General features: G+C 63.4%; 15 protein-coding genes. 1 reads left to right on the forward strand and 14 read right to left on the reverse strand.

The window, feature by feature from the left end; all coding sequences use genetic code 11:
• Positions 1-123: 123 nt before the first annotated feature.
• From GWC77_RS17775 to GWC77_RS17840, 14 genes are all read right to left on the reverse strand, one after another.
• Positions 124-480 carry a DUF1493 family protein gene (locus GWC77_RS17775; RefSeq protein ID WP_173259110.1) on the reverse strand — a complete coding sequence of 119 codons (357 nt, stop codon included), beginning with the start codon at positions 478-480 and terminating at the stop codon, positions 124-126.
• Entirely contained in the window at positions 481-912 is a 432-nt protein-coding gene (locus tag GWC77_RS17780; protein WP_173259112.1) for an STM2901 family protein, read from the reverse strand.
• Between the two features lie 109 nt (positions 913-1,021).
• Positions 1,022-3,385 carry a PAS domain-containing protein gene (locus GWC77_RS17785; protein WP_173259114.1) on the reverse strand — a complete coding sequence of 788 codons (2,364 nt, stop codon included), beginning with the start codon at positions 3,383-3,385 and terminating at the stop codon, positions 1,022-1,024.
• A gap of 30 nt (positions 3,386-3,415) precedes the next feature.
• Entirely contained in the window at positions 3,416-5,053 is a 1,638-nt protein-coding gene (locus GWC77_RS17790; protein ID WP_173259116.1) for a hypothetical protein, read from the reverse strand.
• Positions 5,054-5,266: 213 nt separating this feature from the next.
• On the reverse strand, positions 5,267-6,211 hold the full coding sequence (locus GWC77_RS17795) for a sensor domain-containing diguanylate cyclase (RefSeq protein WP_254367021.1): 945 nt from the start codon (positions 6,209-6,211) through the stop codon (positions 5,267-5,269).
• A gap of 32 nt (positions 6,212-6,243) precedes the next feature.
• Entirely contained in the window at positions 6,244-6,876 is a 633-nt protein-coding gene (locus tag GWC77_RS17800; protein ID WP_173259120.1) for a chemotaxis protein CheC, read from the reverse strand.
• Positions 6,869-7,237: a response regulator gene (locus tag GWC77_RS17805; protein ID WP_173259122.1), complete on the reverse strand. Its 369-nt coding sequence runs from the start codon at positions 7,235-7,237 to the stop codon at positions 6,869-6,871. Before GWC77_RS17805 ends, GWC77_RS17800 begins: the two co-directional genes overlap by 8 nt.
• A gap of 180 nt (positions 7,238-7,417) precedes the next feature.
• On the reverse strand, positions 7,418-8,395 hold the full coding sequence (denD, locus tag GWC77_RS17810; RefSeq protein WP_173259124.1) for a D-erythronate dehydrogenase: 978 nt from the start codon (positions 8,393-8,395) through the stop codon (positions 7,418-7,420).
• Between the two features lie 72 nt (positions 8,396-8,467).
• On the reverse strand, positions 8,468-9,247 hold the full coding sequence (gene otnI, locus GWC77_RS17815) for a 2-oxo-tetronate isomerase (protein WP_173259126.1): 780 nt from the start codon (positions 9,245-9,247) through the stop codon (positions 8,468-8,470).
• A gap of 83 nt (positions 9,248-9,330) precedes the next feature.
• Positions 9,331-10,698 (reverse strand): MFS transporter, encoded by a 1,368-nt coding sequence (locus tag GWC77_RS17820; RefSeq protein WP_173259127.1) that lies wholly within the window; start codon positions 10,696-10,698, stop codon positions 9,331-9,333.
• A 97-nt stretch (positions 10,699-10,795) separates the two neighbouring features.
• On the reverse strand, positions 10,796-11,470 hold the full coding sequence (locus tag GWC77_RS17825) for an aldolase (RefSeq protein WP_173259129.1): 675 nt from the start codon (positions 11,468-11,470) through the stop codon (positions 10,796-10,798).
• Positions 11,467-12,795, reverse strand: coding sequence for a 3-oxo-tetronate kinase (otnK, locus tag GWC77_RS17830; RefSeq protein ID WP_173259131.1), 1,329 nt, complete (start codon positions 12,793-12,795; stop codon positions 11,467-11,469). Before otnK ends, GWC77_RS17825 begins: the two co-directional genes overlap by 4 nt.
• Positions 12,792-13,901, reverse strand: a complete 1,110-nt coding sequence (gene ltnD / locus GWC77_RS17835) for an L-threonate dehydrogenase (RefSeq protein WP_367949058.1) — start codon at positions 13,899-13,901, stop codon at positions 12,792-12,794. Before ltnD ends, otnK begins: the two co-directional genes overlap by 4 nt.
• Complete coding sequence (locus GWC77_RS17840) at positions 13,786-14,493, reverse strand: FadR/GntR family transcriptional regulator (RefSeq protein WP_173259218.1); 708 nt, start codon at positions 14,491-14,493, stop codon at positions 13,786-13,788. The genes ltnD and GWC77_RS17840 overlap by 116 nt, the downstream gene beginning before the upstream one ends.
• A gap of 646 nt (positions 14,494-15,139) precedes the next feature.
• Here GWC77_RS17840 and GWC77_RS17845 point away from each other — a divergent pair.
• Positions 15,140-15,544 carry a heme-binding protein gene (locus GWC77_RS17845; RefSeq protein WP_173259135.1) on the forward strand — a complete coding sequence of 135 codons (405 nt, stop codon included), beginning with the start codon at positions 15,140-15,142 and terminating at the stop codon, positions 15,542-15,544.
• The last annotated feature ends 17 nt before the right edge of the window (positions 15,545-15,561 follow it).

A 15,561-nucleotide genomic window follows, 5' to 3' on the forward strand; every position in this document is an offset into this window, starting at 1 on the left:
GTGAACAACTTCTCGGTGAATGTGTCGCTACCGCGCATGATCTTCAGGAGGCAGACAGGGCTTTCTTATCAACGCTTCGGCCACCTCGTCCGATGACCAGGCGAGTGGTATTTCAGCAAGCTGCTAGGTCACCAGCTTTCCCTTCAGCATTGCCTCCTCCAGCATTCCCATCGTCAACTGCCAGCCACCTAGCGTCTCACGCGCTTCTCGACTAAACGGAGCCTTGAGCACTGTCAAGAAGAACTCCTTCCTATTCAGCTTGCTCGCGGGGTAATAGTGGCCGAGATCAAAGTCACGGGTATCAACGTTGAACTCAGCAGACCATTCACGCAGAACCCGCTCTATCTCGTCAGGCTCCATATCGAGATCATGATAAAGATCTGTATCGCGCGTAAATCGGTTTTTACCGATAACCGGTTTCTCGACTCGCAACTCGAAAAACTCAACGAGCTTCGTCCATGCGTCGTTTTGCTCGAACATTTACAGGCGATCCTCTGCTTTCACGATGCTGTTATAAACGTTGATAGAGCGGAAAACGATTATCGAAACATCGGACGCGAGCAGAACCCATCCGATGCCCGGAATTGCTCGCCCAACGAATACCCCAAGGTTCTGGGTGAACTTTATCCTAAGCAGAACCAAGCTCGTGAATGAAGTAACCGTAGGCAATACTTTGTGTTTGATTTCATAGGGGAGCAACCTCCGCGAAACGACGGACGCAACTGATGTTCCCTTTACCGCACCGTTGAATTTTCCGCGTGTAGGAATGAAGCGCTGCCCGAGCAAGACCATGGAGACACTTACCACGTCCTCGACGCCGGCTTGTTTGCAAGTTTCGTCGAGCACTATCAAGAAAAACAGTTCGGCAGGCGTGAGCCCGTCATGTATGCCATATCGATAAGCGTTGTCCATTTTGGCCCGGTATTTATATGAATAATGTGCCGAAGGATAACGAGAGAGCCGCCTGCGTGCAAGCTCACATGCGAACGGCGCCAACGGGTGTCGAAATGGTAATCGCCCCTCACCGCTCCGCATTGACACTACGCGGTACCACCACCCGTCCGCTCGAGCGCGGTTGGAGCGGCACCATCGCCTCGATCGCCGTCCCTTCCCCCGGCGCACTGACGATAGAGAGCGTGCCGCCCAGCATCGACACGCGCTCCCTCATCCCCGCCAATCCGAAAGACCGTTTGCGGATCGCCACCGGATCGAAGCCGCGCCCGTCATCGCGGACGCGCAACGTGCACGAGCTTGCGTCATGCTCGAGCGTGACGACGACATGTTGCGCGCGTGCGTGCCGGCGAACGTTGGTCAACGCTTCCTGGGCGATGCGAAACAGGGCAACGGCGTGATCCTCGGCCAGCGGCGGCACCTCTTCCGGCATCTGGAGCCTGCACGTCGGCGGTTCGTTGTGCCCGAACTCCGCAACGAGCCATTCGAGCGCCGCCGCGATACCCGCATCGAGCACCGCCGGCCGCAACGACGAAACTACATCGCGAACCACGCGCATCGTCTGATCCGCCAGCGTCACGAGCTTTCGAACATGCTCGGCGAGTTCGGGGTTATCGGTGCCGAAGCGCAGCCGAAGCGTCGACGCGCCCATGCGAAGCGCCGTCAAATGCTGTCCCAGTTCGTCATGCATCTCGCGCGCGATGCGCTTGCGCTCCTCCTCGACCGCCGTTTCGCGCTTGGAGGTCAGCTCGCGCAACAATTCATAGGACTCATGCACACGATGCTCTGCGTCCTTGCGCTCGGTAATGTCTCGCCAAATCGTCAGTACGCCCTGGACCGCACCCGCGGTATCGTACTCGGGCACCGCGTGCACGTACCAACATTCATGTCGGCCATCGTGATCACCCGAAAGCTCGAACTTCGCAGGCCGGCCGTTCACCATGATCTGCTTCAACCTCGCCTTGAACTCGCGCGCGGCGCCGCGCGGAGCGCGCGGCAAGCTCCCGGCGCTGCCGCCAAGCAGCTCGGCGGCTCTGATGCCGCTCGCGCGCTCGAACTCGGGGTTGACATACGTGCGCCGGCAGTTGCGGTCATACCGGGCGATCGGGTCGGGCGCATTTTCGGCGAGCGTCCGAAATGCGCGTTCACTGTCCCGCAGCGCCCGCTCCATGAGGCGCAAACGGGTGATGTCCCGGGCGAGACCCAGCACACTGATGACCTCTCCTCCGGCGCTTTTCTCGGGAATGTAGCGCACCTCGAAAATGCGCTCCCCTTGGAGCGTCGCCCATTGGACTTCGGCCTCGTTCGGCTCTTTGCTGATGAAAGCGTGGTGGACCGCGGCAATGTGGCGCTGCTTCAAGTCCGCGTCGTCGTTCGCGGCGAACTCGAACGGACGCCCGCCGGCCGCTTGCCGCTGCGCACTCCCGAATGCGGCCGAGACGGCCGGATTGGCGTAGATCACTTGCCCGGCGCTGTCGAAGCGCGCAATGAAATCGGGCAGATTCTCGGTCAGCGTGCGAAACAATTGTTCGTTGCGTTTGAGCTCGTCGATATCGCGGCAGATGGCAAGAACGCTTGCCACCGTCCCGTCAGGCGCCAGCTCCGGCACCACGCGCATATGCCCCCAGCGAAGCGCGCCCGAACCGTCGCGAAACCGCATTTCGTCGGTGATCTCGTTTCCTGTTTCGAGAACATATCGGAGCTGCGCCATATATCGGCCGGTATCGACGATGGGCGACAGCTCCGCGGGAGATCGACCGATCACGTTCGGCGCAAAGTTGAGCAACGCCGGGTTGACGTAGGTACGGCGCAAGGCGCGGTCGTAGCGGGCGATATAGTCGGGTGAATGTTCGACGACGGCGCGAAACGCCTGTTCGCTCGCATGCAGTCTTTCTTCGGCATTGCGCCATTCGGTGATATCGCGCCCGAGCGCCAGCGCGCCAATGACCTCTTTCGCGGGCCCGCGCTCGGGAACGATGCGGATATGGTGATGGCGGACGGTCCCGCTCGGATCCGCCAACGACATCCCTAGTTCCTGCGGCGAGCCCGATGCAATTACTTCGGCGAGCCGTTGATGAAGCACCGCGAGCGTTTCTCCCGGATGATGCTCGCTCGGGGTTTTTCCGAGCAGCGTCTCCAGCGGGCGGCCAAGCGTGGCCTGCAAAGCGGAGTTCGCGTAGACGAGGCGGCACTGGAGATCGTAACGGCAGATGACGTCCGGGCTGCACTCGGCGAGCCGGCCAAATTGCGCATCGAGGTCGAGCTGAGTCGAGAGCAGCGATTGCGTCTGCTCCCGCGCCCTCAGTTGCAAGCGCCCATCGAGACTCGTCAGCTGCCGTTCGAGACGATCGGCCCGCTCTTGCAGGGCGGCATTATTTCGTTTCAATTCCTCGAGCAGGTTCGAAACGGGCGAATGGGTGGGGGTTCGGCTCATGCGTCGCTTTCTCCGCGTCCCGACGGATCGCTAACGCATGCAACGGGGAGGCGAGACTGTCTCGATTGAAAGACCCGAGCGCCGGGCCAAGCACCCCTGCGTCCCGCCTACGGCCCGCTTGTACTTTGCGCCGATCGTCGTCATAGCGGAGTGTACACGCGTCGTTAAAACGGGCCGATCCCTCGCGTGAACGTCCGGTTTGCGGCTCGTGCATCTGAACGCCGCGGCACCAGGGCGCTCACGCTTTGGCGCTGACGGCTCCTTCCCCACCCAGTCCTCATACTTCACCGGCATGATCGCTTCGTCGCCAAGCATGGCCGCCATCGATACCTGCATTTGCAAACGCGCTTCCGAAAGCGGTTCGGCGTCAGCGCGCTGCATTGCTTCGAGCAGCAACACCAAGCCTTCCCGCTGCGGATCCTCCGGGGACATCTGCGCGAGCCGCTCGGTCCCGCGGCCGATCAAATTCGCATCGACCGCCCGCGTGCCGATCTCGATCAGTTGTTCGTGCGTCAGCGTGGCGTCCGCCTCGAACGCATTGAATACTGCGATGTTCCCCGCGTAGATTGCGCGGTAGCCCGGCCCTTCGGTCGGGATACGGTCGCGTATGGTCTGGACATCGGGCAGTTTGAATTTTGCCAACGTCGGTTCATCGACCAGCTTGTCTTTCAAAAGGTACTGAATCCCCTCGTCCCAAAACCTTGCATGCCAAGCCGCCGAGCCAATGTCATCGTAATACTCGGGGCCGCACATCTGCGCGGACGTTGCGGGATCGATTCTGGCGAGCGGGGTGTCGTCGCGCTCACCCCATTCCCCCACCAGTAGCGAGAGGCGGACGTAGCTCTGGTGAAACGAGCGAGCGGTAGCAAGAATTTCGTTCTGATCGACGACGGCAAACATCTGACACTGCAAGAGCATTGCGGCTGCCTCCTCGCGGTTCACGTCACCCGCTTTCACGGCATCGCCGAGCAACTTGTACCACTTGGCCCGCACGCGCTCCGACTCATGATGAGCTGTCGCAGCCGTATATATCTTCGCGACCAGACGTTCGAACGGGTCGAAATGCGCATTGCGCGCCGCATGTTCGTAGTGTTGCAGGGTGTGCGGTAAGAACGGAGGTTTGCGGTCGCTGCCCACGTTCCAATCGTGGCGATAGCCCACCGCCTCATAGAAGTCGAGGCCCAAGCGCCCCAGTCGCCCCGGGAAAGGCTCGCCCAGCGCGGCGCAATAAGCCAGGAAATTCGCGCCGGCCCCACGGCCAACCCCCGCATAGTGTTGCGGGTCATGCTGAAAGCCGGGGCCTTCGTACCTCACATCGCTCATGAACGACGCTGCGCATTCCGGTGCCCGCGCAGCAAATCCCGTTGCCCAATGGGCGTCGCCGGTCGTCTTGCGGCCGGTGGATTCGAGCGGCGCCCTGGAGAGCGAAACCTTCGAAGCATAGGCGGCAGGCAGCGGCGGCCGGCCCCCACTCGCAGGAAAAAGATCGATGCGTACCGGTCCCGTAAGCTGGGCACGCCTCGCCAACGCCCCTTGGCTCATACCCCGAAAATGCGGAAGCTCGCTCAGCGCAGCCGGTCGCCCGGCCGGCGATCCCGGTTTGATGACCTCTTTCGAGGCCGTATCGCCGGGAGGCCGATTGACGTTGTTTTCCGGAGTGCCCCCCAAGCCCCGTATCGAAGAGCTCATGTGCCAGATATACCCGTGACGAAGGGAAATCGATGCTATGAGAACGCCGCCGCACGTTTGCGTCGAGAGGCGAAGCAGCGAGAGGCAATACGAAAAAGGGGTTAGTCGCGGCCGACCGTTCGAACGCCGCAGCGCTTATCGGCAACCGGCCGCGTCGAGAGATTTCGCGCCGCGGCAGCGGCCGCGGCTGCGTCAAGCATGCGCCACGGCCACCGCGACACGATTGCGCCCGCCGCGTTTGGCATCGTAGAGCGCGTGATCGGCCTCGTCGACGAGCAGCTCGACGCTCGCCGCGCCCTCGCGCACCGTCGCGCAGCCGACGCTGACGCTCACACTCAGCCGCACATCCGGCAGCACGATCCCATCGCCGGCAATCGCTTGACGAATGCGCTCGCCGGCCGCTCGCGAGCCGGCCGGATCGCAATGCGGAAGGATCACCATGAACTCCTCGCCGCCGAAGCGCGCGAGTACGCCCGTGTCGCCGATCTCATCCGCGACGGTCGCGGCGATCCGCCGCAATACGGCGTCGCCGGCCGGATGGCCGTACGTATCGTTGACGTGTTTGAAGTGGTCGATGTCGAACAGCAACACGGAAAACACCTCGCCGCTCGCCTGCCAGGCGCGATACTCGCCTTCGAGGCGCCGTGTGATGTAGCGCCGATTGAACAGGCCCGTGAGCGCATCGCGCTCGGACGAATCGCGCAGCGCTTCCAGCGCCGCCTCTTTTTCGCGCCAGGCGGCGGCAAGCTCCGTCACATCGGCAATCGTCACGCAGACAGCCACGACCTGGCCGTCTTCCATGAGCGGCATGAACGCGCAATCCTGCTGCATGCGGTCGAACGATCCGGTGATCGGGCAATCGTGTTCGAACGGCAGCAGCCACGGCCTGTGTTGCCACGACGAGAACGAGCCGCTGTGCAGCAGGAACACGGTATCGAACTTGCGCTTGAGCCACGCATGCGGCAGATCGGGAAAGCATTCGAAGATGCTGCGTCCGCGCGCGGCCTCGGCGCAAACGCCGCTGTGCTCGGACATGAAGCGATTCCACATCACGATGCGATAGTCGCGATCGACCGCGAAAATCCCCAGTTGAACCCGCTCGAGCGCTAGCTCGGCAAGCCGGGCGGTATCGGGCATTTCCATTGACTGCCTCTGCCTCGTCTACTTCGTCAGAGATTGGCGAGGAATCCGTCGAGCGCGGCGACCAGCGCCTCGACCGCCTTCGCCGTCATCAGCGTCAGCAGATGCGATCCGAACACGCCATCTTCCGTCTGCAAGGTCACCTCGAGCAGCAACGCCCTGTCCCACGGCAATTTCGACGGGTTGAGGATGTCTTCGAGATCGAGATGCGCGCCCATCACGCGCGGCGGCGTAAATGTCGGCACCTGCCCGATCTGCTCGAACAGGCCCGTCAGGCAGGCCCCTGCGATGAGATTGGCGACATCGGACAACGCTTCGATATCCTGCTCGTCGGCCTCCTCGGGCGACGCGAGTTCAGACTCGTCGGTCCGGAAGACGAACTTCATGTGCGCCGCGCCTCGGCTATCGAACAACGATATGGCTTCACCGGCTATATCGCAGCGAAAGCTTTGACGCAGCGCCGTGACAGGCTCGGTAAAGTCGAGCATGTCGCGCACGGCGGACGGTAACGAAACCGTGTCCACCATGCGGATGCGCGGCACGGAAAGATGAATGAACCGGCCCAGCAATGCCGCCAGTCTCGCCCCGGCCTGCCCCATCCCGATGTTGGCGATCTCCTGAAGCGCGTCGCGCCGGTCGCCGCTCAAGATCGCGTCACTCATAGAGTCCATACTCTTTCAGGATGGGCAACAGCTTTTCACTGGAAACGGGTTTTTCGACGAAGGCGACGGCACCCAGTGCTTTCACACGCACTCGCGCCTCGGGTTGGATATCGGCGGATACGACGATGACGAAGCTGTCGAGTCCTTCTGCACGCACCGTTTCGAGGACATCGAAACCCGTCATGCCCGGCATCGTCAGGTCCAGAAACATGATCGAAGCGCGCCCTTCGCGGTATGCCGCGATGGCGTCGGAGCCGTTCGACGCCTGAGACACATCGATATCCCACGCGTCCGGTAACGCGTTGATCAGCAAACGGCGGGCGAGCGTCGAGTCGTCCACCACGAGTACAGGCAATCCCATGGCCGTCATTCCTTTGTAACTGAAGGCAATAACGGCGGGGTAAATTACTTTCTGAAGTGCTCCATAACCCGATGGCAATAAAAATAATCCGCAAACGATTGCGGCCGTTATCTTCCAACCGTTTAAAACGCACCCCGTTTTTTAATTGATTTAAATCAAATGGGGCCGGCGTTTCGGGTGCTAGGCGCGTGGCGCATCGTCCGCAAGGTATGCCCGGATCACATCGACGAAGTCACGGTCGCCGATAAACCCAAGCGATTCCGCACGTCTCGTGTCCCACCGTCCCGGCCAACTGCCGACGATGCGCTCGATACGTTCGTCACGTCGATAAACGACGCGCCCGGCAGCGGCGTCGCCTGCCACCTCGCGCAGCGCATCGACCATCTGCGCGGCGCTGACGGACAAGCCCGGCAAATTGACGATCGGCCTTTCACCAAGCAGCGACGCATCGAGCGCATAACCGTGCACCAAGGCTTCGATCGCGGCCCGCGGCGAAAGCAGCCACAGGCGCGTTGCCGGGTCGACCGGCAACACGGCGGTCTCGCCGGCCAACGGCTCGCGCACGATACCGCTCGCAAACGAGGACGCTGCGGCATTGGGCCGCCCCGGCCGCACGCTGATGGTCGGCAACCGCAGGACGCGGCCGTCGACGAAGCCGCGGCGGGTGTAATCGGCGAGCAGCAGCTCGGCGACCGCCTTTTGCATTCCGTACGAAGAGCGCGGATCGAGCGCGGTGTCGTCGCGCACGATCTCGGGCAGGGCTCCGCCGTAGACCGCGACCGAGCTCGTGAACACGACGCGCGGACGATGTCCCCGTGCGCGGCAGACCTCGAGCAATTGGCGCGACGCGGCGAGGTTGATCCGCATGCCGAGATCGAAGTCCGCTTCCGCCTGACCGCTCACGATCGCCGCCAGATGAAAAATCGCGCAAGTGTCCGGATCGATCGCGTCTTCGAGCACGTGCCGCTCGGCAATATCGCCGACTACGCTGCGCACGCGCGTATCGCCCGCGCTCGGAGCGGGCACGACATCGAGCAACGTCAATTCGTCGATGGGTTGGGTGCGGCCCTGCGAATCGGGCAGTGCGCCCTCATCGAGCAGCCTGCGCGCGAGCCGCTGACCGAGAAAGCCCGCACCTCCGGTGATCAGTACCTTCATCTGGAATATCCCTCGTCGTCCACTTTCAGTTCGTTTGGCATCCTGACGATTCGTGCCGCTGGGCGATGGCGCCTAGCGCTTGTATGGAGCGAACCAGCCGAGCCCCTCGGACGTGCCCGCGCGCGGCCGATATTCGCAGCCGATCCAGCCGTCGTAACCCAATGCGTCGATGAGCGAAAACAGATACGGATAGTTGAGCTCGCCGATATCCGGCTCGTGCCGCTCGGGAACGCCCGCGATCTGGATATGTCCGATGCCCGCGATGTCGCGCTCGAGCTTGGTTGCGAGGTCGCCCTCGACGATCTGGCAGTGATAGCAATCGAACTGCACCTTCAGATTCGGCGCTCCGATCTCGCGGCAGATCGCCTGGGCGTCGTCTTGCCGGATAAGGAAATAGCCGGGCATATCGCGTGTATTGATCGGCTCGATCAAGATCGTGATGCCGGCGCTGCGCGCCCTGTCAGCGGCGAGCGCGAGATTGCTCAAATAGGTGTCGCGATGACGCGCACGATCGTCCCCGGGGCCGGCTAGCCCGGCCATCACATGGATCTTGTCGTTGCCTAGCACGGCAGCGTACTCGAGCGCACGATCGACGCCCCGGGCGAAGGCTTCCTCCCGCCCGGGCAACGATGCCAAACCGCGCTCGCCCGCTGCCCAGTCGCCGGGCGGCGCATTGAAAAGCGCCTGCACGAGACCGTTGGCGTCGAGCCGGGCTTTCAACTCCTGCGCGGAAAAATCGTAGGGAAACAGGTACTCGACGGCCGCGAACCCGTCCCTCGCCGCGGCGGCGAAGCGATCGGGGAACGCATACTCGTTGTACATCATCGTCAGATTCGCGGCGAAGCGCGGCATGATAGGACTCCTTTCAGTGTCGAGGGGCGCATCGCGTGCAACGTCGCGGCGCTCGCCCGAGCGCGCGCCGCACGCTGCCCGACTCAGCGATTCACGAGCCTCGCGGGCGTCAGCCAGACGGCTAGCGCGCCGAGCACGAGTGTCGCTGCCAGCACATACATGCCCGAGCTCGTGCTGTGCGTGAGATCTTTGAGATAGCCGATCATATAGGGGCTCGCGAATCCGGCCAGATTGCCGACGGAATTGATGATCGCGATACCGGCCGCGGCGGCGGTGCCCGAGAGGAACGCGGTGGGCAGCGACCAGAAAAGCGGCGCGCAGGTCAGCACGCCGCCCGCGGCAAGTGCGAGGAACGTGACGGCCACGACGGTGTTCTGCACATACGAGGCTGCGATGACGAAACCGATAGCGGCCGCCAATGCGGGGACGATCAGATGCCAGCGGCGCTCGCGGCGCTTGTCCGCACTATGCCCGAATACATTCATCACGACGATCGCGAACAGGAAGGGAACCGCGCTGATGAGCCCGATATTGAATGCGCCCGATACGCCGGTCGCCTTCACGAGCGTCGGCATCCAGAACGTCAGACCGTATTGCCCGGTGACGAAGCAGAAGTAGATCAACGACATCCACCACAGACGCGCGTCGCGAAAAACGGCACCGAGCCGATGCGCGCCCGCGTCGCGATGCTGCTGCGGCTGCGCGGCAATTTCGGCTTCGAGCAACGATTTCTCGCGCGCCGAGAGCCATTTTGCATGAGCGATGCCGTTGTCGAGGTACAGGATCGTCGCGACACCGATCGCGAGTGCCGGCAACGCTTCGATGATGAACATCCACTGCCAGCCGCCGAAGCCGTGGGTTCCGTGAAACGTCTGCATGATCCAACCGGACAGCGGATTTCCGAAGATGCCCGACAGCGGGATCGCGGACATGAACACCGCGATGATCCTGGCGCGCCGGTGCGACGGAAACCAGTAGGTCAGGTAAAGGATCACGCCCGGATAAAAGCCGGCCTCGGCCAATCCCAGCGCAAAGCGCAATACATAGAACTGCATCGGCGTCTTCACGAATATGAAGAGACCCGACAGGATCCCCCATGTAATCATGATTCGAGCGATCCAGATTCGTGCGCCGAGCTTATGCATCAGCAAGTTGCTCGGCAGTTCGAAAAGAAAGTAACCGAAGAAAAAGATCCCGGCGCCGAGGCCGAACACGGTCTCGCTGAAACCAAGATCCTGAGACATCTGCAGCTTGGCGAAACCGACATTGACGCGATCGAGATAGGCGACCACGTAGCAAAGCATGAGAAACGGAACGATGCGCCAGAACACGCGGCGGTATGCGCCCTCGAGTTCAGCGCTGGCAGGCGGCAGCGGAGCGGCGAGCGCGCCGGGCGGGACGGCCGGGCTGGCGCCGGATAGCGCCGCATGCGGGGCTTGGGTGATTCCCATCGAATGTCTCCTATATTTGCCTTCGCGGGTCGCGCGGATGCGGGCCGCCGGCTTCGTTGGATCTGTGGTGCTGCACTGCTACGCCGGGTCTGCCGCGCTACCAGCGGGCGCCGAACGTCTGCCGCAATTCGTCGAGCGCCGTTTCGTCGAGCGGTTCCGGGCGCGGCGTCGTCATGAGCCACAGCCGCGCTGTCTCTTCGAATTCCTCGAGCGCATACGAAGCGTGCGAAACGGAACGCTCCCAGACCACGGGCCCCAACCGTTCGAGCAGGACGGCTCGCACGGTTGCCGCCAGCGCGGCGACTTCTCGTGCAACTTCGCTGTCGCCAGGTCGGCGGTAACGGATCAGCGGCGCATGGCCCACTTTCATCACGTAGTACGGCGTGATCGGCGGCAGTACGTCGTCCTCGCGCCATACACCGCCCGCCTCGGGCCGGGCGAGCGTGAGTGCCACGAGCTGCGTCGAATGCGTATGGACGATGCCGCGCGACGCGGGACTCGCCTCATAGATCGCACGATGCAGCGCAAGCGTTTTCGACGGCTTGTCCCCCGAAACGGGGTGCCCGTCCAGATCGACCTTGGCAATGCGCGCCGGATCGAGCCGACCGAGGCATGCGTCGGTCGGCGTGATGAGCCAGCCGTCGTCCAGTCGCGCACTGATGTTCCCCGCCGTGCCGACCGTATAGCCTCGCGCGTAGAGGCTCGCACCGGTCGCGCAAATCTCTTCGCGCGCCGCGGATTCAGCCTGCCGCAAATTGAGCAAGACCGTCATGACGCCGCTCCGCCGAGTTGACGCAGCGCCTTCTCGAAAAAGTCGACGCCGCCGAAGTTGCCCGACTTGAGCGCCAGCGCGAGCGGGGTCGGTCCGATACTCACCGTTGCGGGCACACCCGGATCGATTTGTGCGCCGATGCGCAGCGCGCGCACGCCGAGCGCTTGCACGACGGCGCCGGATGTCTCGCCGCCTGCGACGACGAACCTGCGTACGCCCAGCGCATGAAGCGCGCGGGCGATCGATGCAAGCGCGGCTTCGACGAGTGCTCCGGCGCGCTCGACGCCGAGCTCGTGTTGGGCGGCCCGCACCTCGTCAGGTGTGGCCGTGGCATAGACGAGTACCGGCTCGGGTGCCGATGCATCGAAGTGCTCTCGTGCGAAAGCCACTGCCCGTTCGACGAGCGGCTCGCCGTGGGCCAGCGCGAGCGGATCGATGCGAAAAGCGGGGCGAGACGCCCGCCACGCCGCCACTTGCGCAAGCGTCGCTCTCGATGCACTGCCGGCCAGCACGGCCGCACCGCCATCGACGCGCGGCAATGCCCCCGCATCGCGCGCCGCTGACAGCAACCCCGCGCGACGAAAGTTCTCCGGCAGACCGAGCGCGAGACCCGAGCCGCCCGTCAGGAGCGCCATATCGGCGCATGCCGCGCCCAGCGTGTGCAGATCGCTGTCGGATATCGCATCGGCAATCGCAATGCGCACGCCTTTGGCCTGTTCGGCCGCCAAAGCGGCGCGCACCGCATCGCTGCCGCGCGCAACCGCGTCATAGCGCACGAGCCCGACTGCGCCCTGGGTTTGCCGTTCGAGCACGCGCACGAGATTGGGATCGCGCATCGGCGTGAGCGGATGGTTCTCCATACCCGACTCGTTCAGGAGCGCATCGGCGACGAACAGATGTCCTCGATAAACGGTGCGTCCGTTTTCCGGAAAAGCGGGACAGGCAATGGTCAAACCGCTGCCGGGCAGATCGGCGAGGGCATCGAGGAGCGCCTCGGCCACCGGGCCGATGTTGCCTGCATCGGTCGAATCGAAAGTCGAACAATATTTGAAGAAGAACTGACGGCAACCTTGCGCGCGCAGCCATTCGAGCGCGGCGAGCGACTGAGAGATCGCATCGGCCGCATCGATCGTGCGCGACTTGAGTGCAACCACGAGTGCGTCGTCACCACGTGCGGCCGCGGCAACTTCAGGGGTCTCGGGTACACCGATCGTTTGAACCGTGCGCATGCCGCCGCGCACAAGCATGTTCGCAAGATCGGTCGCACCGGTGAAATCGTCGGCGATGCATCCCAGCAGCGCACGCCCTGGCTGTGCCCCGCTCATTGCGCGGCCTCTTTGTCGTTATTGCGGCCGCCCGCCGGCAGGTCGATGCCTGGGAACACCTTGATCACGGCCGAATCGTCCTCGCCGCCGTGGCCAGCGCTCGATGCCGTCATGAACATCTGATGCGCCGCAGCCGAGAGCGGCAATGGGAATTTGCTCCGCCGCGCGGTGTCGAGCACGAGGCCGAGATCCTTCACGAAGATGTCGACGGCCGACAACGGTGTGAAATCGCCCGCAAGGATGTGCGGCACCCGGTTTTCGAACATCCAGGAGTTGCCGGCGCTATGCGTGATGACCTCGTAGAGCGCCTCGGGGTCCACGCCCTCGCGCAGACCCAGTGCCATGGCCTCGGCCGCCGCGGCAATGTGGACGCCCGCCAGCAACTGATTGACGATCTTGATTTTCGAGCCGATACCGTGCGCCGCGCCCAGCCGATACACTTTTGCGGCGATCGCTTCGAGCACGTCGTTGCAGCCCTCGTACGCGGCGGCCGGCCCCGACGTCATCATCGTCATCTCGCCCGATGCGGCCCGCGCGGCGCCGCCTGACACGGGCGCGTCCAGCATTTGCAGCCCCGCCGCCTCGATACGCTTGCCGAGCGCAACGGCATACTCGGGTGCCACGGTCGCACTCGCGATGACGACACCGCCGCGCGACATCGCCGGTACGGCGCCGTTCTCACCGAAGAGCACTGCATCGGTCTGCGCGGCATTGACGACGAGCGTCAAAACCACCTCGCAACGGCGTCCGAGTTCCGCCGGGTCGGCGCAGGCGACGCCGCCCTGTGCGGCGAACGCATCGAGCACGTCGCGGCGCACGTCGCACCCATGCACGGTGAACCCGGCGCGCAATAACGATCGGGCCACGCCGAGGCCCATGGCACCCAGCCCAATAACACCGACATTTCTCGACATGCTCGACCTCTGCAGATAATAAGGAGTCCTACTGAATTGAAGCGCACGCCGCCCGCTCGACGACGCGCGATGAAGCTCAGCGGCAGATTCCGGCTTCTGCCAGCCGCCGAGCGGCGTTGTACATGTGCGTGCAGGCGGCATTGCGCGCGGCCATCGGGTCGCCAGCACGAATCGCGGCCACGATCGCGGCATGTTCTTCGCGCACCTGGCGCGCAAAGTCGCCGCGCAGCGCCTCGTTGCGACGCGTCACCACAGTGCCCGCTTCCAGGTATTGATTGAGGAACGTCAGCGTCTTGAGGAAGTACGGATTGCCCGTCGCCACGGCGATGGCACGGTGAAACGCAACGTCTTCGGCGACGCCGTCGTCTCCCTCCGCCACCGCCGCGTCGATCTTGGCGAGGGCTGCATCGATAGCCGCCATATCGGCCGCGGTACGGCGCATCGCAGCCTCGGAGGCGACTTCCGCTTCGATCGCGCGCCTCAGTGCGAGGATTTGCACGACGGCGCTCGGCTCCACCGCCTCCGCATAATCGATCCGCAACGGCCGGATGCCGGCCCGCTCGACGATGAACACGCCACTGCCCTGGCGTGGCTCGACCACGCCTTCGTTCTTCAGACGCGACACGGCCTCGCGAATAACGGTTCGGCTCACGCCGAACTCTTGCGCCAGCACGGCTTCCGTCGGAAGTTTCCCGGTTCGCGCGAACGTGCCCTTTTCGATCTGCTTGAGCAATTGCTGCGCGACCGTGTCGCTCAGGGCACGCACGGGAATCTTCTCGAACATGGGGCGGGACATAACAGGCGTCGCTCATCATCAGGTGATGAGGTCATCATACAAGTTTGCCCTGCAGCTCCTAATCAGGACAAACCCGGAGGAGCACTCGCGCATCGATTGGTCGAATTGGGCGCGATTGAGCGCTCGTTTCGACCAATTGAATTGCCGCGCCGGGGCCTACACTTTTTTCCATGGGGCGAGACGTTGGCTCCATCCACACGCTCCCCTCGTGTGGCGATTCAAAGTACCTGAAGGCCAGTTGCACCAACGAAGTTCGTCCGATGTAGTGGTATCGCCGCAGTCGCATCACCGGCAGTTGGCAGTACGCAGTCGCATCACCGTAGCTCGCAGTTCGGATCATCGCAATCAGCAGCACGGGGTTACATCCTGGAACCGGGGGAACGGCGCGGGCACCTGAGTTTCCGCCCAAGGCCGCTTGGCAGCACGCAGTATCTGTACGTAGCAGGTGGTTGAGGCCGCTGACGCTGGAAACAGCATCAGCGGCCTTTGTTCGTCTGCCGCCGCACGAGACGGCGGAGCCGCAACGCACCGGCGCGGGCCGGATCGCGGTACATTGTTCTCTGCACGTTCCAGCGGCACGCCTCTCGCACCGCGAAAACTAGGCTGAACGACGAACCACCAGAGAGCACACGACATGCAAACCAAACCGGTACTCGGTCTTGCCGAAATCGACGACATCCTCGCCGCGGCCCGCAGCGAAGCGCAACGTCACGGCTGGGCCGTCAGCATCGCGCTCGTCGACGACGGCGGCCATCCGCTCGGCCTCGTACGGCTCGACGGCGCATCGCCATCGAGCGCTTACCTCGCCACCGAAAAGGCCCGCACCGCGGCGCTCGGGCGGCGCGAATCGAAGCTCTACGAGGACATGATCAATGGCGGACGCGTCGCTTTTCTCAGCGCGCCGATCAGCGCGACGCTCGAAGGCGGCGTGCCCATCCTCGTGAATGGGCAATGCGTCGGCGCGCTCGGCGTGTCGGGCGTCAAGTCCGACCAGGACGCGCAAGTCGCCAAGGCCGGCGCCGCGCGCGTCGCAGTCTGAGCCGTTTCCTCTTCTCA

Origin of the sequence: Paraburkholderia sp. NMBU_R16 (assembly GCF_013282575.1) — a bacterium.
In the GTDB taxonomy this organism is placed as follows: Bacteria; Pseudomonadota; Gammaproteobacteria; order Burkholderiales; family Burkholderiaceae; genus Trinickia.

Coding starts and splice junctions, on each gene's coding strand:
- GWC77_RS17775 (WP_173259110.1), bottom strand. CDS start 480: ATGTTCGAGCAAAACGACGCATGGACGAAGCTCGTTGAGTTTTTCGAG.
- GWC77_RS17780 (WP_173259112.1), bottom strand. CDS start 912: ATGGACAACGCTTATCGATATGGCATACATGACGGGCTCACGCCTGCC.
- GWC77_RS17785 (WP_173259114.1), bottom strand. CDS start 3,385: ATGAGCCGAACCCCCACCCATTCGCCCGTTTCGAACCTGCTCGAGGAA.
- GWC77_RS17795 (WP_254367021.1), bottom strand. CDS start 6,211: ATGCCCGATACCGCCCGGCTTGCCGAGCTAGCGCTCGAGCGGGTTCAA.
- GWC77_RS17800 (WP_173259120.1), bottom strand. CDS start 6,876: ATGAGTGACGCGATCTTGAGCGGCGACCGGCGCGACGCGCTTCAGGAG.
- GWC77_RS17805 (WP_173259122.1), bottom strand. CDS start 7,237: ATGGGATTGCCTGTACTCGTGGTGGACGACTCGACGCTCGCCCGCCGT.
- denD (WP_173259124.1), bottom strand. CDS start 8,395: ATGAAGGTACTGATCACCGGAGGTGCGGGCTTTCTCGGTCAGCGGCTC.
- otnI (WP_173259126.1), bottom strand. CDS start 9,247: ATGCCGCGCTTCGCCGCGAATCTGACGATGATGTACAACGAGTATGCG.
- GWC77_RS17820 (WP_173259127.1), bottom strand. CDS start 10,698: ATGGGAATCACCCAAGCCCCGCATGCGGCGCTATCCGGCGCCAGCCCG.
- GWC77_RS17825 (WP_173259129.1), bottom strand. CDS start 11,470: ATGACGGTCTTGCTCAATTTGCGGCAGGCTGAATCCGCGGCGCGCGAA.
- otnK (WP_173259131.1), bottom strand. CDS start 12,795: ATGAGCGGGGCACAGCCAGGGCGTGCGCTGCTGGGATGCATCGCCGAC.
- ltnD (WP_367949058.1), bottom strand. CDS start 13,901: ATGCCGCGATCGTGGCCGCGATTCGTGCTGGCGACCCGATGGCCGCGC.
- GWC77_RS17840 (WP_173259218.1), bottom strand. CDS start 14,493: ATGTTCGAGAAGATTCCCGTGCGTGCCCTGAGCGACACGGTCGCGCAG.
- GWC77_RS17845 (WP_173259135.1), top strand. CDS start 15,140: ATGCAAACCAAACCGGTACTCGGTCTTGCCGAAATCGACGACATCCTC.